Consider the following 21,448-nt stretch of genomic DNA (forward strand, 5'->3'; position numbering starts at 1 on the left):
AGAAAAGCAGGCTTGGATTATCGTTGCTACGAACGAAAGGAGAAAGGAGGTCGATCCATGTATGGGCAGTGGCTGAACGGTCTATTGTTTCTTGTTGTGACAGCTGCTGGATTAACCTTGTTCTATAAGGCTGTGTATCATCGGATCGTATACATGAAGCTGGGACGCACAGAAGCAGCTATCGGGATGAATCGAGAGGAGGGGCAGAAGGAAGGGCCTGGAGCCGCAAAAACGAAGTGGTCTTGGCGATCGGGAGACAATCGTGCATGGATCAGCCAAGTATTTGGCCATCGCAAGCTGCTTCATGATCTGCGCAGCGGCCTTATGCATTTGCTAATCTTTTATGGATTTATTCTTTTACAAGTAGGCGCTGTAGATGTGATCTGGAAAGGATTATCCGGATCGGCTCTGCCTCTTCCTCTTCCTTGGTACCCCTGGTTCCTGCTCAGTCAAGAAATAACAGTCGTCACCGTATTATTAGCAGTTGTTTATGCGGCCTACAGGCGTTATATAGAAAAGCTGAAGCGGCTGAAAAGAGATTGGAAACCGAGTCTTGTTCTTTACTTCATAGGCGGATTGATGCTCTCGGTCATACTCACATCTGGCTTCGATCGACTGTTGCACAATGAAGCGTGGAGTGCAAATGCCCCAGTTGCATCAAGCATAGCCTCGTTATTCGGAGGATTACCCGAGTTATGGGTTTCTGTCTTGTACTATTCGTGTTGGTGGCTGCATTTGGTAATTCTGCTTGGTTTTCTCGTGTACATCCCGCAATCGAAGCATTTTCATCTGCTTACAGCACCTGTGAACTTATGGTTAAAGCGGGATGTAAAGGGTGGACAGCTTCATGCTATCGATCTTGAGGCTGAAGATGCGGAATCATTCGGCGTAGGGCGAGTCGAGGATTTCTCGCGGGGACAATTGCTTGACTTATACGCTTGCGTGGAGTGCGGAAGATGCACGAACGTGTGCCCTGCAGCATCAACAGGCAAGTTATTATCTCCCATGCACTTGATTGTGAAGCTGCGCGATCACTTGACAGAGAAAGGGACTGCTATCACATCCAGATCCCCTTGGATGCCGAGCTTTGCTTTTGCTGGAGCTAATAACAAAGGAATTCCTGCAAATCATCGGTTTACGAATGTTGAGACAGAAAGCCATACAATAGGTTTTCATTCCTTAGATATCGGCCCTACAATGCTCCGCCAACAAATAGGCTGGAAGCAGCAAGCTGATTCCGATGTACTCGAAGCTAATCTGGTCGGGGATGTCATCTCGGAAGAGGAGCTATGGGCTTGCACAACTTGCCGCAGCTGTGAAGAGCATTGTCCCGTTGGGAACTTCCATGTGGATAAAATCGTAGATATGCGCCGCCATCTAGTCTTAATGGAAGGAAACATGCCGGCAGACGGTCAAAGAGCTATGCAGAATATTGAGCGGCAAGGTAATCCATGGGGGTTGAACCGACAGGATCGTTCCAAATGGCATGAGGCTCTGAATGAGGAGGAGCGGCTGCCTACTGTTCGTGAGAATCCGAATTTTGACTATTTGCTGTTTGTAGGCTCTATGGGCTCCTACGATCGGCGCACTCAGAAAGTAATGCGGTCGTTGGTACGTTTGATGAAACAAGCAGGGGTCAACGCCGCAATTCTAGGCAATGAAGAGAAAAATTCCGGAGATACGCCTAGACGGATGGGGAATGAAATGCTGTTCCAACAATTGTGCGCAGAGAATATTGCAACCTTTCATAAGTACCATGTAAAACGAATCGTTACCGCATGCCCCCATACCTATAACATTATGAAGAACGAGTATCCGGACTTCGGGTTCTCTGCTGAGATTATCCATCATACCGAACTGCTGGAGCAACTTCTTCAACAGGGTCGATTAGTCCCGAAATTTTCAGTTTCTGAACGGGTTACGTATCACGATTCCTGTTATCTAGGCAGATACAATGGGACTTACAACGCACCAAGAGCTATATTACAAGCTATTCCAGGCATGGAAACAGCAGAAATGGCATTATCACGTGAGCATGGCTTGTGCTGCGGGGCAGGAGGTGGCCAAATGTGGATGGAGAGTGACACAGGATCAAGAGTGAATGTCGCTCGCACACAACAAGCTTTGGCAGTTAATCCGACTGTGATTAGCAGTGCATGCCCCTATTGTCTAACGATGATGGAGGACGGTACTAAGCAATTGGATGCCGATGAACGGGTGAAGACGAAGGACGTGGCGGAACTATTGGCAGATTCCGTATTTGGAATTCAATAAACACTTAGAGGCACGTCAGACACATAACATACAGGTTACTTCGGATCGAAAGAGGTGCTCCATGAACAACATCAACAAAGTGGCGGTCATCGGTTCTGGTGTTATGGGTGCCGGGATTGCGGCCCATATGGCCAATGCAGGCTTGACTTGTCTCCTGCTCGACATACCGCCTAGTCAGCTTACGGCCAAGGAAGAAGCCTCCCAGCTTACGCTTGCACATCCGGCAGTTCGCAATCGGTTGGCCATGGATTCGATAGCCAGGATGAGAAAAACGAACCCCGCTCCCCTATATGAGGAACGATTCGCTGAACGGATTACGGCTGGTAATCTGGAAGATGATCTGGCGAAGCTCTCAGAGGTCGATTGGATTATTGAAGCGGTTGTGGAGCGATTGAACGTGAAGCAGAGCCTGATGGCCCGTATTGAGAGTGTGTGGAAGCCCGGCATTATTGTTAGTACCAATACGTCAGGTATTTCTATTGAAGCGATTGCGGAGAATTGCAGTGAATCGTTCCGTCAGCATTTCATGGGAACTCATTTCTTCAACCCGCCTCGTTATATGCCGCTCTTAGAGGTGATCCCAGGAAGTATAACTTCTGCCGACTTGTTGACGGGTATGATGCTTTTTGCAGAACGGATCTTGGGAAAAGGGGTAGTGGTTGCCAAGGATACGCCAAATTTCATTGCTAATCGAATAGGGACTTACGGGCTGTTGGTGACGGTGGATGAGATGGAGAGAGGCGGTTACTCGGTTGAAGAAGTGGATGCAGTAACAGGTCCGGCACTGGGCAGGCCGAAGAGTGCAACGTTCCGAACTCTAGATCTGGTCGGGTTGGATACATTCCTTCACGTAGCTGACAATGTGTTCCAAAGGACCAATTCAGAAGCAGAAAAAGCAGCGTTCCGTACTCCCGCCTTATTGAGCGAGATGGTGACACGGGGCTGGCTTGGAGAAAAGGCAGGACTAGGATTTTATCGGAAAACAGTCGGACCAAAAGGTAAACAAATTGTATCATTAAATCCTGCGACCATGGAGTATAATGACTCTCCTGCTGTCAAAATTACTTCGGCAACACTTGAAGCAGCTAAGTCGGCCAAGGGTGCCGCTGCCAAAACCAGGGCCTTATTAAACGGAAAGGATCGCTATTCGCTACTTGCCTGGAACATCATGAAACACGTCTGGATATATGGGGCTGAGAAGCTTGGGGAAATTGCGGATACCATACCGGATATCGATAACGCTATGAAATGGGGTTTTAACTGGGATCTGGGACCGTTTGAAGCATGGGATGCGGCAGGCCTGCCAGCGACAATCGTCAGAATGGAGCAAGAGGGATTGACAGTTCCCGCGTGGGTCAAAGAGTGGGTAAAAGCAGGGAATACGAGCTTTTATAAGAAGACGGAAGGGAGCATCATGCATGCGCATCCTTTGAACATTGCGGATGAACCTCCTAATTATAAAGAGCTTCCTTTAGATCCAGTTCGGATTTCATTGCGAACGTTAAAAGAGCTTAACCGTGTGGTGCTGACGAATCCTGGAGCTAGCCTGCTTGATCTGGGAGACGGTGTAGCTTGCCTTGAATTCCACTCCCCTAATCAGGCGATTGGTGCTGATATTCTGAATATGATCGTACTGAGCGCAGAAGAAGTTGCGCGCAACTACCGGGGATTGGTCATTGCCAATGAGGGTCGCAACTTTTGTGTAGGCGCTAATCTGATGCTGCTTCTTATGGAAGCGCAGGATGAAGCCTGGGATGAAGTGGATCGTATCATCAGAATGTTCCAGAACGCCATGATGAAGCTTAAGCGATTGGATAGGCCGGTTGTGGCCGCTCCTCATCGCATGACTCTAGGCGGCGGAGTCGAAGCTTGCTTGCCTGCAGATCGTGTATGCGCCTCGGCTGAAACTTATTACGGACTCGTTGAAGTAGGGGTAGGATTGATTCCAGCAGGAGGCGGCTGCAAAGAATTGGCGCTAAGGGCAAGTGAAGCATGGTACGCTTGGAATGCGCCAGAGTTGGATATTCAACCGCTAGTGAATAAAGCGTTCGAGACTATTGGGATGGCCAAAGTTTCCGGCAGCGCGTACGAGGCTATACGACTTGGGCTTATGAGGCCAACAGATCAGATAGTGATGCAACCCGCTCGGCAAATCCATGAAGCCAAACAAACCGTGCTTCGTATGGACGCGGAAGGTTACAGGAAGTCAGCCATCGAGCCAATGATTCGTGTCGCGGGTGCAGCTGGCAAAGCGGTCATGCAGCTTGGAGCATATTCCCTCCGTCAAAGTCGATTCATCAGTGAGCATGATTACAAAATAGCGAGCAAGCTTGCCCATGTGCTTGCAGGCGGGAATGTACCGGCAGGTACTTTAGTAAGTGAGCAATACATGTTGGATCTTGAACGGGAAGCATTCTTAAGCTTGTGCGGCGAGCAGAAAACTCAGCAAAGAATGCAGCATATGTTGTCAACCGGTAAGCCGCTTCGTAATTAACACACTGGCCAATGGAATCAGTAGCAAGTTGAAGGTGAGGTGGATGGGATTGACTACTCATGCCAATGAAGCTGTTATCGTATCGGTAGCCAGAACAGCGGTGGGCCGAGGGAGGAAAGGAGCTCTTGCCGAAACACGCGCAGAGGATCTTGGACGTACAGTCCTGCAGGCTGTTATTGAACGTGCTAAAGGCTTCTCTGCAGCAGAGTTAGATGATGTAGTAATTGGTTGTGCGATGCCAGAGGGCGAGCAAGGGCTGAACTTCGCCCGCATTATGTCCTTGTATGCGGGATATCCAGTTACGGTTCCCGCGTTAACGGTGAATCGGTTCTGCTCGTCGGGGCTGCAAGCCATTGCTCAGGCTGCGGAAAGAATTATGCTAGGCTTTGCATCGTCCATAGTTGCAGGCGGCGTAGAAAGCATGAGCCATGTTCCGATGACTGGCTTCAAGCTATCCCCGCATCCAGCGATAGTCGAGGAGATGCCAACAATATATATCGGGATGGGACATACCGCGGAACATGTGGCCAAACGCTATGGGATCAGCAGGGAGGATCAGGATCGTTTCGCTCTGGCTTCACACCGAAAAGCGGCTGTTGCTATCCGCGAGGGTCGATTCCTGGAGGAGATTGTACCGGTAAAGACCAGCCAAATCCATATCCGCTCTGATGGCAGTCTTGAGCAGAGGCATTCTGTTTTTCAGGTGGATGAGTGTGTTCGGGAAGACACGTCGATGGAAGCATTGGGGAGGCTGACACCCTCATTCATGGAGAACGGCACGGTTACCGCCGGCAACTCATCTCCAGTAAGTGATGGGGCGGCTGCTGTGTTAGTGATGAGTCGGGCGGAAGCCGAGCGTCGCGAGCTTAAGCCTCTGGCGGCGTTTCGCACGTTTGCGTTAGCGGGAGTGGAACCAGAGGTCATGGGCATCGGACCGATCGAAGCGATTCCGCGTGCGATCAAGATGGCTGGCTTGAAGATGGAAGATATCGATCTATTCGAGATTAATGAAGCGTTTGCCTCACAATGTGCAGCCATTATTAAAGAGCTTGGCCTTCCAGAGGATCGCGTAAATGTGAATGGTGGAGCGATTGCTCTTGGTCATCCTCTTGGATGCACAGGAACTAAGCTCAGTATCTCGCTTATCCAGGAATTGCGCCGCAGAGGCGGAGGTTATGGAGTAGTTTCTATGTGTATTGGCGGAGGAATGGGGGCTGCCGGCGTATTTGAAGTGTATCCATAGAAGTGAAATGGATGGCATACATTGGACGATGAAGAGCAACAAGAAGGAGGGGCAACAGGCATGTCTGGACACATCGTTGGAGGAAGCTTTGTCATCATGGATGCTGCTGTGAATTCCATTATGACTCCTGAGGATTTGACCGAAGAACAGAGAATGATCGGAGAGACGACAGCCGAGTTCGTGGACGGTGAGGTTCTGCCTCATGACGAGCAGCTGGAAAAGCTTGATTATGAGCTCACGGTTAAGCTATTGAGAAAAGCAGGGGAACTAGGGCTTCTGGGTGCCGATGTGCCAGAAGCTTTTGGAGGGCTTGGTCTCGATAAGGTGAGCTCGACTGTCATCACGGAGAAGCTGTCCAAAGCCTCATCCTTCTCGCTCTCTGTCGGCGCCCATGTAGGGATTGGCACATTGCCGATCGTATTCTTCGGGACACGCGGCCAGAAGGAAAAGTATTTGCCGGATTTGGCTGCTGGGGCCAAGATTGCAGCCTATTGTCTGACCGAGCCTTCATCAGGCTCTGATGCATTGGGAGCGAAGACAACCGCGCGTCTTTCAACTGACGGGGCTCACTATATTCTGAATGGAGCCAAACAGTATATTACAAACGCAGGATTTGCAGATATATTCATTATCTATGCCAAGATAGACGGCAAGCACTTCAGCGCATTCATTGTGGAACGTACGCTTGCGGGAGTAAGCTTTGGACCAGAAGAGAAAAAAATGGGGATCAAGGGCTCATCCACAAGACCTGTAATACTGGATAACGTCCATGTCCCTGTTGATCAATTGCTTGGTGAAGCCGGAAAAGGACATATCATCGCATTTAACATCCTGAACATTGGTCGATTTAAGCTTGGCGCGGGGTGTCTGGGGGGAGCTAAAGAAGCGCTTGCCCTCAGTGTTCAATATGCGAACCAACGTACACAATTCGGTCAGCCGATCTCATCCTTCCCGTTGATCGCCAAGAAAATTGCAGACATAAATATCGTTACTTATGTATTGGAAAGCATGGTGTATCGGACATCAGGCTTAATAGATACCATTTTGCAGCATATAGACCATTCAAGTGATCAAGCTGGTGCGGAATCAGCCAAAGGAATTGCGGAGTATGCGCTGGAATGCTCGATCATCAAAGTATTCGGAACAGAGGCGCTGGATTTCGCAGCTGACGAAGGCGTTCAGATCCATGGAGGTTACGGATACATCCAGGAATACAAAATCGAAAGGATTTACCGGGACTCACGCATCAATCGAATATTTGAAGGGACGAATGAGATTAACCGGCTGCTCATACCTGGCACTTTGCTTAAGAAAGCGTTGAAGGGGGAACTGCCATTGATGGAGCATGCAGAGGCACTTCAAGGGCAATTGATCTCTTTTGTGCCTAAGCAAGACTTCGAAGGCGAGCTGGAAAAGGAAGCCTATTTGATCGATAACGCGAAAAAGATTTTCCTTATGATAGGCGGGGCAGCCGTGCAGAAATACGGTACTCATCTGGAGAAAGAGCAGGAGATTCTCGCTTTGCTAGCTGATATGATGATTCAGATTTATGCTATGGAAAGTGTGTGGTTGCGTACCAAAAAAGGGCTGGCAAGCCGAGGTGCGAGTAAATCGGAGTTGGGCGTCCAGATGACTCGTGTATTCGTTCAAGAAGCTTTTGCACACATTGCAGGATGGGCAGAAACTGCGATTGCTACTATGCAAACCGGCGATCTACAGCGAATTCAGTTATCCATCTTGAAGAAACTGACCCGCAGCACGCCAGATAATACGATCCACTTGAAGCGAGGTATCGCATCCCGTGTAATCACAACAGAGAGTTATACCGTTGTATGAGCTATTCTGAGGAGCAACTTCATACAGCGCTTCCAACCGGATACATGGAAAAATTACTCGAATCGGCTAAAGGGACATTCTGGGAGCTGCTTGGCTGTAAGCTGGAAAGGGTGGAGAAAGGACGAATCACGGTTACAATGGAGGCTCAAGATCAACATTTGAATATAATAGGCATCTTACATGGAGGTGTACACGCTTCACTTCTTGATAATACAATGGGGCTTGCTGCTATGTTCACTAGGCCGAACGAGAAGATGGTGACCACCAATCTGAACATGCATTACTTATCCCCGCTCGAGAAAGGAATAATTACAGTTACAGGTATTGTGGTCCATCAATCACGAAGAATTATTACGACACAAGGAGAAATTCACGATTCAGCAGGCCGGCTTGGTTCGTGGAGCAGCGCATCGTATAGGTTTTTGTAACAATATTCACCCATACAGTCTTGCATAAGATAGCGATTACCCTTTTGGACCAGGGGGTTATCGCTATTTTTTCATTGAAGGGATAGGATAGGAGTGGTAAAATGGAGTTGCATTATATAGAACGTAGTTTCATCAGATGAAATTAACGCAAAAGGAGGATTTGTATGACATTTACATTCTCTGGGATCGATCATGTTCAATTGGCCGCACCTGAAGGCTGCGAAACGGAAGCGAGAATTTTTTTTGGCGGGATACTCGGCTGGAGTGAGATTGAGAAGCCAGAAAGCCTTAAGAAGCGCGGAGGTTGTTGGTTTCAATGCGGAATTCATCAGTTACATATTGGCGTGCAGAACGATTTCGTGCCTGCAACCAAAGCACACCCTGCATTTCACGTAGCCAATATTGGCGCTTTGCGAGCCCATTTGTTACAGAACAGTGTACAAATCTTGGATGATGATGCGAGGAGAGATGAGGGAGTAGAGCGATTTTACTTAAATGATCCATTCGGTAATCGATTAGAGTTCCTAGAATGGGACGTGGAATAATAGAAGTCCCCGAATAACTATACGAACCCAAATCAAAACTACTCTTAGGGGAGAGTAGTTTTTTGACGTTCAACTATACCTCGATGTGTAAAGAAATACAAGTAGTCATTTTTGATTTATTGAGCATTTTTGATTGTTTAACTTATGATTTCCTTGACTCGTCCGACTTGCCCGTCCGTAAGACGCACCTTGATCCCATGAGGATGGGTCGCTGAGTTAGTGAGCAGGTCCTTTACAATGCCGCGTGTTAACTTTCCTGTGCGCTGGTCCTGCTTCAAAACAATATTCACTTGTGTGCCAGGGACGATCTGACTTCGAGTTTGTCCATTCATGCTGTTCTCTCCCTAGTTTGTCGAATTTTAGCAGTTAATATCCCATTGAACATTTTGATCGATTATAGGTTTGAAGTCAACCAATATCAAAAATAAGGATAGCAATTCGTGAATTGCTGTTATATAATAATAACATAAAAAATTAACTGTATTAATACAATGTCATGTATTTCCTTATCCCCGCAATTACCGAAGGAGGACGTTTATGTTAATTCCTGCAAAAGAGTTCTTCGAGAATCTCCCTACCAAGCAATGCACCAAATGCGGTTCTGCTATGGAGGAACAGACGGAATGCTATGAAACACTTTGTTCAGACTGTCAGGATAATACTTTATATCAAGTGTTTACCTTTCACCCGAGTGCTCCCTAAGGAGCACTTTTTTTCGTTGCAACGTTTCCGATGGTTATGTTAGGATTTATATAAATACATGTAAGCATACAGGTACTTGTTTTGAGGTAGGGATTTTTATACGGAAGGGAGAAGACAGAGAAGGCAGACAAACAACAAGGCTCCCGTTACAAGGAATATAGAGACCATTTAAAGACAACTTGAGAGCTATTGTATTACTTGTATTAGTCTAGGTTTTTGAATTATGATGTTAATAGTGTTTTTTATGAAAACGCTTTAGCTGTCTTTTTCATTCCATCAACAAAAACGTATAGTACGTGAGATATGAAAGCGTTTTTTGGAGGAAATCTATCAAGGCAGAAACATTCTACAATTGGAGGAGTGCAACAGATGCTTAACACTGTCGCCGCAGAGACAACAACCAAATCGAAGACTCCCCCGCGCAGAGACAAGGTTTCGTTATGGAAACAATTTTTGCGTTACAGGTGGTTGTACTTGATGATGGTGCCGGGAGTACTGTATTACATCGTATTCCATTACGTCCCTATGGGCGGGCTCATGATCGCGTTCAAAAAGTACAACTTGGTAAAAGGGATATGGGGAAGTGACTGGGCAGGATTCGACAATTTCCGCACCGTCTTCTCATCACCTGACTTTCCAAAGTTAATTCGGAACACATTAGTTATTAGTGTGTACAGAATCTTGTTCAATATGTTGCCTGACGTACTACTGGCACTTATTCTGAACGAAATTCGTGTCAAATGGTTTAAGAAAGCAGTACAAACAGTTACTTATGGTCCTTATTTCTTATCTTGGATTATCGTTTACGGTCTAACGTTCTCCTTCTTGGCACCGGATGCTGGTTTGATCAGCACATGGTGGCGCGACGCAACAGGCGAGACTTTGAACCTGTTGACCGACAAGGATTGGTTCAGACCCATAATTATCTTGACTGATATATGGAAGAGTACAGGGTTCGGAGCTATTATTTATTTGGCTGCGCTGGCTACCATTAATCAGGAGTTGTACGAGGCGGCCGTCGTGGACGGGGCCGGCAGATGGCGACAAATATGGCATATTACACTTCCGGGAATCCGAGAAGTATTCGTCCTTCTGATTATCCTGCGTATCGGACACATTCTTGATGCCGGATTCGATCAGATCTATATCTTCTTAAATGCGCGTGTATACGAGGTCGGGGATATTATCGACACCTGGGTATTCCGACGAGGAATCGAGCAGTTAGACTTCAGTGTCGCTGCAGCGGTTGGATTCTTCAAGTCAGTCATTGGCTTCATACTCGTTATATCTGCAAACAAGATAGCCAAAAAACTCGGTGGCTCCGGAATATGGTAGGGAGGTAAACCATGTCATTCTTACTGCAAAAGACTAAATCAGACCGCATCGTCGACTTTTTTCTATATGCATCAATGGTGTTATTCGGTCTAGCGACATTGTTCCCGCTATATTACGTAGTGATCATGTCCATAACACCAATCACAGAAGTATTAAGAAACGGCGGCTTCGTAATTCTTCCAGAAACAATTACAATGGAAGCGTATAAGTTTATTTTCTCAAGTGATCGTGTACCGCAAGCATTGTGGATTACAATTCAAGTTACGGTTTACGGAACATTCCTGAACCTACTTGTTACCATGTTACTTGCTTATCCGCTCTCGAAGAAAGCTTTGCCTGGCCGTAACATCGTATTAATGGGTATCGTATTTACGATGTTGTTCTCTGGCGGACTTATCCCGTTATACTTGGTTGTAAGATCGGTTGGATTATTGAACTCGATCTGGGCGCTTATTATTCCAGGACTTGTGTCTTCATTTAATATGCTTATTATGAAAACTTATTTCGAGAACTTGCCTGCTGAGATTGAGGAAGCTGCTAAGGTTGATGGTTGCAGCGATCTACAGACACTCTATAAGATCGTATTGCCTCTTTCCTTGCCTATGGTAGCAACACTTGGTTTGTTCTACGGTGTTGGTCACTGGAACGCATACTTCGGAGGGATTATGTATTTGACAGACAAATCCATGATGCCGATTCAAGTTGTTCTGCGGAACATGATCGTATCACCGAGTGTCAGTCAGGAACTAGGAGTTACTTCACAGGAACTACAGCAATTACCACCGGAAACAGTTAAGATGGCGACCGTTGTTGTAGCGATCTTGCCAATCTTGGCCGTGTATCCGTTCCTGCAAAAGTATTTCGTAAAAGGAATGCTGATCGGTTCTGTAAAAGGTTAATTGCTTATATGAGGTCAATAAGGAGGAGCAAATGCTCCTCCTTTCATTGTATTAATAGAGAGAAGAGCGCTTGTCGCTCTTCTCTCTTTCTATTTGTAAAAATATTTTCTTGATAGAAAACAAAATCGATGTTACGATCACTTTAGAAATGATGCGAATGATGTCACATAGGCTTCTGCTTATGAGGTTTTTCATCAACACTAATACTTGAGGAGGCATTGTAATGACAACGATTGAGCAACTGGACACACCGTCCGTATTGATCGACTTGGACATCTTGGATCGTAATTTGCGAACGACTGCTGAGCTGGCGAGGCAAGCAGGCGTAAAGCTTCGTCCCCATACGAAGACACATAAATCCATATGGATTGCGAAGGAGCAGCTGCGTTATGGTGCATGCGGCATAACCGTTGCCAAGCTTGGCGAGGCCGAAGTAATGGCGGACGGAGGGATCGAAGATATTCTGATCGCCTATCCAATCGTGGGGCAGGCGAAGCTTGACCGACTACAGCGCGTAATGGACAAAGCAAGGATAACGGTTAGTACAGATAATGTGGATGTCGCCCGCGGATTATCGCAGTTCGGGACCCAAATCGGCCAACGTGTATCCATCTATATCGATGTTAACACAGGCTTGAAACGTTGCGGTAAAGAGCCTGGTGCTGAGACCGTAGAGCTCGTCAAACGTATGGCCGACTTGCCTGGCATTCATCTTAAGGGTTTAATGACTCATTCTGGTCACGCTTACGGAAAGACGAGCAGAACGGAACTCCTTCAGGTTGCTCGCCATGAGGCAGAAAGTCTTGCTATGACAAAACAACTGTTAGAGCAAGAGGGAATTCTTATTGATGAGATCAGTGTAGGTTCAACACCTACCTCGAAGTTTATTGGCGAGTTAGGTGGAATTGGCATTACTGAGATGCGTCCAGGCGCTTATGTGTACGGTGATATAAGCCAATATGTGATTGGGTTAATTGACGAGTCTGATTTTGCTATGCAGATCAAAACTACGGTTGTAAGTAAGCCGAGAGAAGGCACTATTATCGTAGATGCAGGCTCCAAGACCCTTACTACAGATGTTAATCCGCTGCGTAAAGGGTACGGTCTGTTACGCGGGATGGAATCTGCAGTCATTGACCGTTTAAGTGAAGAACATGGATCGATAGCTGTACCTGAGGGCACAGAGGTTGAGATTGGGCAAGCCTTATATATCGTACCGAATCACTGCTGTACGGTGTCCAACTTGCATGACCAGTTAGTAGGAGTTCGAGGCGGCGTGGTCGAGAAGTACATACAGGTAGACGCACGCGGTAAAGTGCAATAATTGAATAGGACTAAGGATCGATGAAGAAACACTAAACCAAGAAAGGTTGTTGTACTCATGTCAACTCGAATTCACAGCACAGAAGCCCCACAATTCCCATTACCCTTCTCTCAAGGAATCCGAGCTGGAGATTTCGTCTACATATCCGGCCAAGTGGGAGTAGACCCCGTAACAAGAGAAGTAGTAGGTGATACGGTGGAAGAACAAACGATCCAATGCTTGCGCAATATTGAGACGATCCTTGCAGCAGATGGTCTGACATTGGATCACGTAATCAAGATTACATCCTTTGTTACGAATCTGAGTGATTTTCCGGCTTACAACAAAGCATACGAAACCGTGTTCACAGCACCTTATCCTACTCGCTCGAGTGTCCAAGTTGGGATTGGCAGTTACTTAATCGAAATCGAAGCTATTGCCTATGTAAAATCCAAACGGGGCGAAGCCTAATTTGCGGAGGTTCAAATGACTAGTAACTCTTTATCAGCACGTATTCGAGAATGGACGGACAAGAATGAGCAAGCAGCCATCCAATTAGCCCAGCAGCTTGTTCAGATTCCTAGTGAAAACAATCCACCTACAGGGAACGAAGCTCATGTGCAAGCTTTTTATGCGGCTTACCTAGCTGATATGGGAGCAGAGATTACTTCCTATGATCTCAATGATGTGGAAGGTCTCACGGAGCACGAAGCTTATATGAGCGGGCGTAACTATGAAGGCAGACCAAATGTATATGGTAACTTCGTCGGACAAGGAGGAGGTCGTTCCATCGTATTCTCTGGTCATGCGGATACTGTGTACAAAGGTACGGATCCGTGGACATACGCACCTTTTTCAGGAGAAGTTGTGGATGGTAAGCTGTATGGACGCGGTTCCTATGACATGAAAGGCGGAATGGCTGCTGCCATCATCGCTGTCCGTTGTTTGCAAGAGATAGGTGTAACGCTTAATGGAAATGTTTTTATTGAAAGTGTAGTAGATGAAGAACACGGTGGAGCGAACGGAACGCTTGCTGGCCGACTTCATGGACCGCATGCGGATATGGCGATTATTCCAGAGCCGACTAACCTGAACATCAATCCTGCTCATGTTGGCGGTGGATTGTTCAAAGCGAAGTTTAAAGGTAAGGGCGGCATCGCATTTAATGGGGAAAAGCTAGTAAGCGCTCTTGAGGCTATGGTTGCCTTCGCTAACCTGCTTCGCAAATTCAAAGTGTATTATAACGAGAAATTCCCGAACACCAAATGGTGGAGTATATCGGGCAGACCTTTAGAAGTATTGCTGCAGACTATGTTGGCTGGAGATACAAATAGACTGTATCAAGAGAAGGTGCCTTCAACCGGCGAGATGAATTTCTGGATCGAAGGCTACCCGGGTATGACTGGTGAGCAGATCTTATCGATCTTATGGGCGTTTATCGATGAGAACCTGGACGAATATCCAGAATTGGCGATTTGTCGTCCTGAGATCATTCCTACTATTCGTTATTTACTTGGCAGTGAGATGGGAGAAAGTGATTCCGTCAAGGAATTCCTTAACGTCGTTAATGAAACAGGACATTCCGCCCTCGGGCGTGATCCAGGTCCGCAGCAAGGTACTCCTTTTGCGTGTGACGGCTTTATGTTCAATGTCTATAGTTCGACTCCAGCCCTTGTCCTCGGACCTGCAGGAGAAAATGCACATGCTGCCGATGAGTATATAGATCTTGCCAGCTACTTCGAGCTCATTCGATGGTACTCGGAAATTATCGCTAACTGGTGCGGAATTGCAGAAGATCGAGGAGCAGCGGGAGGGAGCGTCTAGATGAGCAGTAGACTTAAGTCTAATGACAAGTCCCTGACAATAGCGGTAGCCGGATGTATTCATGAAACGAATACCTTTGCCCCGGGTAAGACCGGGCTCCAACCCTTCTCCTACGAATGGATTCAGGGTGAACGAGCATATCTGGACCGGTATACAGGTACTCGAACTTCAATGGGCGGTGTGATTGATGGCGCTCGAGAAGCAGGTCTTCAGTTAATACCTGGATTCTACACGCAGGCTACTCCAAGCGGGACAGTGACAGATGATGCATTCGAGACAATAGCTGCGGGAATTGCGAATTCCATTGATCTGAACGCAGATGGAGCGGTGATCATTCTTCATGGCGCGATGGTCAGTGAATCGGAATGGGATGCTGAAGGGGCCATCGTACGCCGTGTGCGCGAGCGTGTGGGCGACAAGATGCCGATTGCGGTTACGCTTGATCTGCATGCCAACGTAACGCAAGAGTTCGTCGATCTCTCGGATATCATAGTCGGTTATGATACCTATCCGCATGTAGACGTGTATGATCGCGCTGTGGAAGCTGTTCACCTGTTGCATCGAGTGATTACCCGGCAGGTGAAGCCTGTTCGTGTGTTCCTCCACACGGGTTTGTTAGTGGCACCGCAGGGGATGCTGACAGATTCGGGTCCATTCAAACGCGTAATGGACCTTGCTTTTGAATGGGAGGAGAACCCGACCATTCTGAACGTAACGGTCATCGGAGGCTTCCCGTTCAGTGACGTCCCGGACGCCGGGATGTCGTTCATCGTCACCGCAGACGATGACCTTGCTCTTGCTGAACGATGCGCGCATGAGCTCGCGTCGTTCGCTTGGTCTATTCGCGACGAATTCGCGGTGCAACTAGTTGCACCGGCGGATGCCGTCGCGCTCGCGGTGCGGCAGCAGGAAGGGCCCGTCATCCTGGTGGAAGGCTCCGACAACGTCGGAGGCGGCTCACCCGCGGATGGCACGCACATGCTGCCTCACTTGCTCGAGGCGAGCAAGTCGAGCCTCATCGTGCTCTGCGACGCCGAGGCCGTTCGGCAGGCGGCCACCGCCGGCATCGGCGGCACACTGCGCTGCGCCGTCGGCGGCAAAGCGGATAACTGGCACGGTAATCCCGTGCCCATCGAAGGCCGCGTCCGCACTTTGTTCGACGGCGATTATACGCACGTGGGCCGCTACATGACCGGCCAACGCGCGAAGATGGGCTTGACCGCCGTCGTGGAGGCCGGTCCCGTAACGATCGTGCTCACCGAGAAAAGGGTCGCACCATGGGACCCCGGTCATGTGCTGTCGGTCGGCCTCCAGCCGCAAGCGTTCCACATGATCGTGGTCAAGTCCGCGATCGCTTGGAAGACCGCATTTGGCGATATCGCGAAGCTCGCCATCGATGTTGATACACCTGGCTGCTGCGGCGCTAATCTGCACTTATTTCCTTACCAACACCTGAAACGTCCTCTGTATCCGTTGGATCCGAAGGACGCCATTCATCTTCCACATACCCAGGAGGGATAACACATGAGAACTTATACAGGCTCCAAAGAAAGATTGCAAAAGTCCAAACAAGTATTAGCAGGCGGAGTAGCGAGCACGCTGCGCGGCTCCATGAAGCCTACACCGTTATACGCAGAATCCGCATCAGGAGTTATGGTTCGTGACGTGGACGGCAATGAATATATTGATTATATGCTTGCCTATGGTCCATCTCTGCTGGGCCATGCCAACCCTGAGCTTACGGAGCGTATTCACAGCGCCCTGCAACGCGGGTACACATACGGACTTCAGCACGATGGCGAAATCGAGTTAGCAACAAAGCTCGTTTCCGTACTTCCTTGCGCAGATAAAGTAGTGCTTAGCGGTTCCGGTACGGAAGCTGTCATGCTGGCGCTTCGCTTGTCCCGAGCTTACACAGGTATGAGCAAGGTCGTTCGTTTTCACGGCCATTATCACGGTTGGTCGGATTCGATTTTCACTTCATTCCCTAGCCCGGACATGATGCAAAAAGCTACGGATAGCGGGAACAGCTTAACACCTCCTGGAACTAAAGGGATGAGCGAGAACAGCTTGTCTGATGTGATTCTGCTGCCTTGGAACGATTTCGAAGCCTTGCAAACTACGTTAGAGAAGCACGGGAACGATATTGCCGCCGTCATCTCTGAGCCAGTAATGTGCAATTCAGGGTGTATCATGCCGCTTCCAGGTTATCTGGAAACCATGCGGGAGTTAACAGAAAAACATAACATCGTCCTTATACTGGATGAAGTCATCACGGGATTCCGCCTGGGAATAAGCGGTGCTCACGGACGTTTCGGGATTAAACCTGATCTTGTAACGGTCGGGAAAGCATTGGGCGGCGGAATTGCTATTAGCGGTGTTGCCGGTCGTAAAGAAATACTGGCCTTGATCGATACCGAACAAGTAAGTCACCTGGGTACATTGAACGGGAATACTGTGTCCACTGCTGCAGCGCTTGCGATCATTGAAATCTTGCAACGCAACAATGGGGCGGTATATGCTAAAATGGAAGGACAAGCCGAAGCACTAGCTTCTTCCATACGAGAGCTGTTCACCAAACACGGATTCCGTGGTGTAGTGAATCAGATCGGTCCAGTATTCCATATGATGTTCATCGATCGGGATGAAGTGTCCCACTTCGACGAGTTCCAAGAACGCAACGCAGGTTTATATGCCAAGTTCGCCGAGCTTATGTTAGATGAAGGTGTCCTCGTCCGTCCGAACGGATTGTGGTACTTGTCTACTGTCCATGAACAGAATCATATCGATGCGACGATTACGGCAATCGATCATGTGTTCTCCAAGCTTAAGGAGGCTTAATCATGAGACTGCAGGGTAAAGTTGCTCTTATTACTGGCGGTTCACACGGAATCGGTCAAGGTGTCGCCATTCAATATGCTCGAGAAGGGGCAAAGGTTGCGATATGCGGACGCGGTCAAGCCGCACTGGACGAAACCGTTCAGCTGTTAACAGCTCAAGGCGGCACAGCTAAGGCCTACACGGTTGATGTATGCAACAAACAACAAGTGGATGGTATGGTAGCGAGTCTGCTTGAGGAGTGGGGTTCGATCGATATCCTGGTCAACAATGCTGGTATTTGTGATCCAGCACCTTTCCTGGAGATTACGGAGGAGTCATGGGATCGTCATATGGAGATTAACCTGAAGGGGACGTTCCTTGTTAGTCAGGGTGTTGTTCGCTCCATGGTAGACCAAGGTATTCAAGGTTCGATTATCCATATGTCCAGTGTGAATGGGATGGCGGCTGAGGCGGATCAAGTGCACTACAATTCTACCAAGGGTGCCATGATCAGCATGGGCATGTCGATGGCATTGGAGCTTGCTCCGCTTGGCATTCGAGTGAATGCATTATGTCCTGGCTTCATCGAGACTCGTCTGACCAAACCTATGATTCAGAATGCTCCGGTTATCTCGCAGTATCTGAAGACCATTCCGATGAACCGCGTCGGTCAACCGGAAGAAATTGCTACCGCTGCTGTATTCCTGGCATCTGATGATTCCAAATACATGACAGGGCAGACGTTAGTAGTGGATGGCGGGCAATTAATTAAGCTCTCCTGACCAAAGCAAGTCCGAAAGTTCGTTTACACAGAAGGGATCAGGTTAATGATGAAAGATGATTTTGAGGATCAAGCAACGGACCGTCCGAGTGCTACGGTGAAATCGGCCGACCGTGTCCTGGATATATTCGAGCTGTTCGCCGAAGAACAAGACACCCTTAGTCTGATGGATATCTCCCGCAAACTTGGCATGCCGACCTCCAGTGCATATAAGCTGCTTCAGAACTTGCTGAATCGAGGCTACTTGGAAACTGACAAGCACGGAAAGACCTTCCGCTTAGGTTACAAGCTGTTCGAGATCGGCAGTAAAGTATCGTTAAACCGAGACTATGCCACTGAATTTCAGCATGTTGCCCAAAGAATCATTAATGACATTAATGAATCTGTTTTTCTTTCTATTCGCAATGGTGACAAAGTGCTTTATATTGCCGAGAAACAGAGCACGCATCCCGTTCGTTTCGTGTCCCATCTCGGGATGCAGCTGCCGCTGCATGCTACGGCAATGGGGAAAGTATTATTAAGCGGGATGAGTGATGAGGAAGTAATCCATCTGTATCCCGATGGTGAGCTAGGCAGGCTTACAGAGCAAACCTTATCCCATCTGGATGAATTGTTGCAGCAGTTGAGCGAGATTCGACTGAACGGGATTGCTTTCAGCAGCGGCGAATCGGTGCAAGGGATCCAATGTGTTGCCGCTCCAATATCAAATGCTTCTGGTGATATCGTAGCATCGATGAGTGTATCGATTCCTTTATCAAGAGTCGATGAGGACTCCTGGCAGCGAGTTGTGGAGGCGGTAAGACAAGGAGCGCGCGAGCTTAGCGTGCAACGATTTTTCCAAAAACAATAAATGCTAACGCCAATCCTGAGAGTACTAAGTACTCTCAGGATTTCGCGCTGAATTAACGCACAATTGGGAGGGTACAGAATGATTATTGATATGCACACACATATATGGGGCGATCGTTATGATCAACACTCCTATGACTTACTTAAGAACTGTGAACGTTATGGAATCGATAAAGTATTCGTCTCCGGTATTGCTGCTCAGTACTCTTCTGAAGAAGCAGTGAAGGGACATAATGCTGATATTGCGCGATTCATGAAAGAGAATCCTGATGTGGCAGAGGGGTATGTCTACATCAATCCTCTTCACGCCAATGCAGTAGATGTATTAAGCCATGGGGTGGAAACATACGGGATGATCGGCATGAAGTTATGGATTGCTACCTATTGCAACCATCCGTCCGTGTTTCCGCTAGTTGAGAAATGTATCGAATATGATATCCCGATCTTGCTGCATGCTTTTCACAAAGCGGTGGGTCAATATCCGGATGAATCGATTGGCACCCATGTCGCCGACCTGGCAAGACGTTATCCGCAAGCCAAGCTCATCATGGCGCATCTCGGCGGCAATAACTACCATGGAATCAAGGCTATTCGTGATTGTCCGAATGTGTGGACTGACATTTCCGGTTCGTTATACCGTCGGGATGAAGTCGATTATGCCGTAAGACAGCTAGGTGCACACCGGGTGTTATTCGGTTCAGACATGCCGGGCTGCTCCTATATTACCAACTACGCTCAAGTACTGGAAGCGAATCTGACACCGATTGAACGCAATCAGATTCTAGCCCAGAACACGATCGATTTGTTCCGATTGAAGGTCTCAGCTTAATTACTGCAGTCTATTTTGTATGTAATATTGCTCTGTCACTAGACAGAGCTTTTTCTTCGCCTTATAATGAAAATGATTATCAATATCGGTCTGATAATGAATAACATTATATTAAGGGTGAACCGAGCATGAATGCAGGAAGTGTTGATCTCCATATACTCGAGCATAAGTTCAATGTGGTCTTAACGAAACGCGAGCAGCCTGTATTCTCTGTTCGAGGTGAAGATCTTTTACACTCTGAGACCATACTCGAGCTGCTGCAAACTTATAAACCTTTGATCAAGGCCGATGAAACGACAGCACCGGCAGCTTATTTCTGCGGTTTTTTAAGTATGTTAGGGCTGGCTTTGCAATATTCTGTTTCGATTTGGAACAGAAGCTTCGATGTCACGTTATCTAACCTTACAATCCAGTTGTACACGGACAGGAAGACCGGCTATTCTCGCTTTGCTTTTGTGATCCACCCATGGTCGGAAGAGGCTGCTCCATCGGATTGTGCAGCAAGAGATGAATGGCGCGAACGGATACTATCTTCCTACTATGAGAAGACGGCTCGCCCTATCATAGAGTGCGCTTCGCAGGTCTCTGGGCTTGATGCAGGACAACTATGGGGTCAATTCCCAACCCGAATGAATTATTTCTTGGAGGTATTTCACCAAGAAATCGAGGAATCTATAGCTGGTTCACCGGAAAGCTCTGCTGCTATCTCGGTCGGGAAGAATAGGTTATTCGATGATTATGACTGCTTGTGCAGTCTGAGTGGATTGATCTTCGGCCGGACTAAAAACCCGCTTGATGTAAAGATTCGTTACATAGAGGATTCCCGCAACCCAGACAAACAAGTGAAGATGAAGAATGCCTGCTGCCTATACTATAAGACGGGGGAAGGGCAATATTGTTACACTTGTCCCCGATTGAATGAATCTGATCGTGAGGCAATAAGAGCCAAATATCGAGCACTTGATCCCGTTTAGACTTATTCTTTTTGCAACTTGCATTGACGGTTTTGTGCTGGAAGAGTATGATGATACAGTTGTAATGCAATAATTTCATATTGTGGAAATAGGTGTTCTAGCTTATGGCTAGAGCTTAAAAGGGAAGTTCGGTGAAATACCGATGCGGTCCCGCCACTGTAACAGAGTAGTCTCAGCCACCATGCCACTGATCGATTCGATTGGGAAGGCAAGCTGACGATGATGATTCTGGAGCCAGGAGACCTGCCTATTTGAACAACACTGCTTTACCTACGGGAGATAGGGAGGTGTTAGATGACCGGTGCTTATTTG

19 protein-coding genes and 1 riboswitch are annotated in these 21,448 nt (G+C 47.7%); of the genes, 18 read left to right on the forward strand and 1 reads right to left on the reverse strand.

Annotated features, from left to right (window positions below; translation table 11 throughout):
- Nucleotides 1-57 precede the first annotated feature (57 nt).
- The 6 genes from AC58QD_RS05620 (at nucleotide 58) to AC58QD_RS05645 (ending at nucleotide 8,820) form a co-directional block, all read left to right on the forward strand.
- Entirely contained in the window at nucleotides 58-2,274 is a 2,217-nt protein-coding gene (locus AC58QD_RS05620; protein WP_497330891.1) for a (Fe-S)-binding protein, read from the forward strand.
- A gap of 61 nt (nucleotides 2,275-2,335) precedes the next feature.
- Nucleotides 2,336-4,768, forward strand: a complete 2,433-nt coding sequence (locus tag AC58QD_RS05625) for a 3-hydroxyacyl-CoA dehydrogenase/enoyl-CoA hydratase family protein (protein WP_497330893.1) — start codon at nucleotides 2,336-2,338, stop codon at nucleotides 4,766-4,768.
- Between the two features lie 43 nt (nucleotides 4,769-4,811).
- A complete protein-coding gene (locus AC58QD_RS05630) occupies nucleotides 4,812-6,011 on the forward strand; it encodes an acetyl-CoA C-acyltransferase (RefSeq protein WP_497330895.1) in 1,200 nt (399 codons plus the stop codon).
- A gap of 60 nt (nucleotides 6,012-6,071) precedes the next feature.
- Nucleotides 6,072-7,847, forward strand: coding sequence for an acyl-CoA dehydrogenase FadE (locus AC58QD_RS05635; RefSeq protein ID WP_497330897.1), 1,776 nt, complete (start codon nucleotides 6,072-6,074; stop codon nucleotides 7,845-7,847).
- On the forward strand, nucleotides 7,844-8,275 hold the full coding sequence (locus tag AC58QD_RS05640) for a PaaI family thioesterase (RefSeq protein WP_497330899.1): 432 nt from the start codon (nucleotides 7,844-7,846) through the stop codon (nucleotides 8,273-8,275). The genes AC58QD_RS05635 and AC58QD_RS05640 overlap by 4 nt, the downstream gene beginning before the upstream one ends.
- Nucleotides 8,276-8,439: 164 nt before the next feature.
- Nucleotides 8,440-8,820 (forward strand): VOC family protein, encoded by a 381-nt coding sequence (locus AC58QD_RS05645; protein ID WP_497330901.1) that lies wholly within the window; start codon nucleotides 8,440-8,442, stop codon nucleotides 8,818-8,820.
- A 137-nt stretch (nucleotides 8,821-8,957) separates the two neighbouring features.
- Here the strand turns inward: AC58QD_RS05645 and AC58QD_RS05650 are convergent, their stop codons facing one another.
- Nucleotides 8,958-9,152 carry a YwbE family protein gene (locus AC58QD_RS05650; RefSeq protein ID WP_497330903.1) on the reverse strand — a complete coding sequence of 65 codons (195 nt, stop codon included), beginning with the start codon at nucleotides 9,150-9,152 and terminating at the stop codon, nucleotides 8,958-8,960.
- Between the two features lie 205 nt (nucleotides 9,153-9,357).
- Between AC58QD_RS05650 and yhfH the strand changes: the two genes are divergently transcribed.
- The 12 genes from yhfH to AC58QD_RS05710 all read left to right on the forward strand — a co-directional run bounded on the left by yhfH (nucleotide 9,358) and on the right by AC58QD_RS05710 (nucleotide 21,136).
- Complete coding sequence (gene yhfH / locus AC58QD_RS05655) at nucleotides 9,358-9,522, forward strand: protein YhfH (RefSeq protein ID WP_497330905.1); 165 nt, start codon at nucleotides 9,358-9,360, stop codon at nucleotides 9,520-9,522.
- Nucleotides 9,523-9,891: 369 nt separating this feature from the next.
- Nucleotides 9,892-10,857: an ABC transporter permease gene (locus AC58QD_RS05660; RefSeq protein ID WP_497330907.1), complete on the forward strand. Its 966-nt coding sequence runs from the start codon at nucleotides 9,892-9,894 to the stop codon at nucleotides 10,855-10,857.
- 11 nt (nucleotides 10,858-10,868) lie between these two features.
- A complete protein-coding gene (locus AC58QD_RS05665; protein ID WP_497330909.1) occupies nucleotides 10,869-11,756 on the forward strand; it encodes a carbohydrate ABC transporter permease in 888 nt (295 codons plus the stop codon).
- 223 nt (nucleotides 11,757-11,979) lie between these two features.
- The gene (locus tag AC58QD_RS05670) at nucleotides 11,980-13,080 is read left to right on the forward strand and encodes an alanine racemase (protein WP_497330911.1); all 1,101 of its coding nucleotides are present in this window, start codon (nucleotides 11,980-11,982) and stop codon (nucleotides 13,078-13,080) included.
- A gap of 57 nt (nucleotides 13,081-13,137) precedes the next feature.
- Entirely contained in the window at nucleotides 13,138-13,530 is a 393-nt protein-coding gene (locus tag AC58QD_RS05675) for a RidA family protein (protein ID WP_497330913.1), read from the forward strand.
- A 15-nt stretch (nucleotides 13,531-13,545) separates the two neighbouring features.
- A complete protein-coding gene (locus AC58QD_RS05680; protein WP_497330915.1) occupies nucleotides 13,546-14,883 on the forward strand; it encodes a M20 family metallopeptidase in 1,338 nt (445 codons plus the stop codon).
- Nucleotides 14,884-16,404 carry a M81 family metallopeptidase gene (locus tag AC58QD_RS05685; protein ID WP_497330917.1) on the forward strand — a complete coding sequence of 507 codons (1,521 nt, stop codon included), beginning with the start codon at nucleotides 14,884-14,886 and terminating at the stop codon, nucleotides 16,402-16,404.
- A gap of 3 nt (nucleotides 16,405-16,407) precedes the next feature.
- Nucleotides 16,408-17,724 carry an aspartate aminotransferase family protein gene (locus AC58QD_RS05690; protein WP_497330918.1) on the forward strand — a complete coding sequence of 439 codons (1,317 nt, stop codon included), beginning with the start codon at nucleotides 16,408-16,410 and terminating at the stop codon, nucleotides 17,722-17,724.
- A gap of 2 nt (nucleotides 17,725-17,726) precedes the next feature.
- A complete protein-coding gene (locus tag AC58QD_RS05695) occupies nucleotides 17,727-18,485 on the forward strand; it encodes an SDR family NAD(P)-dependent oxidoreductase (RefSeq protein ID WP_497330920.1) in 759 nt (252 codons plus the stop codon).
- Nucleotides 18,486-18,530: 45 nt separating this feature from the next.
- Nucleotides 18,531-19,334 (forward strand): IclR family transcriptional regulator, encoded by an 804-nt coding sequence (locus tag AC58QD_RS05700; protein WP_497330922.1) that lies wholly within the window; start codon nucleotides 18,531-18,533, stop codon nucleotides 19,332-19,334.
- A 78-nt stretch (nucleotides 19,335-19,412) separates the two neighbouring features.
- A complete protein-coding gene (locus tag AC58QD_RS05705) occupies nucleotides 19,413-20,162 on the forward strand; it encodes an amidohydrolase family protein (protein WP_497330924.1) in 750 nt (249 codons plus the stop codon).
- A 128-nt stretch (nucleotides 20,163-20,290) separates the two neighbouring features.
- Nucleotides 20,291-21,136: a hypothetical protein gene (locus tag AC58QD_RS05710; protein ID WP_497330926.1), complete on the forward strand. Its 846-nt coding sequence runs from the start codon at nucleotides 20,291-20,293 to the stop codon at nucleotides 21,134-21,136.
- 73 nt (nucleotides 21,137-21,209) lie between these two features.
- Nucleotides 21,210-21,401, forward strand: a riboswitch (cobalamin riboswitch).
- Nucleotides 21,402-21,448 lie beyond the last annotated feature (47 nt).

Source organism: Paenibacillus sp. J2R1T-4 (assembly GCF_059692235.1).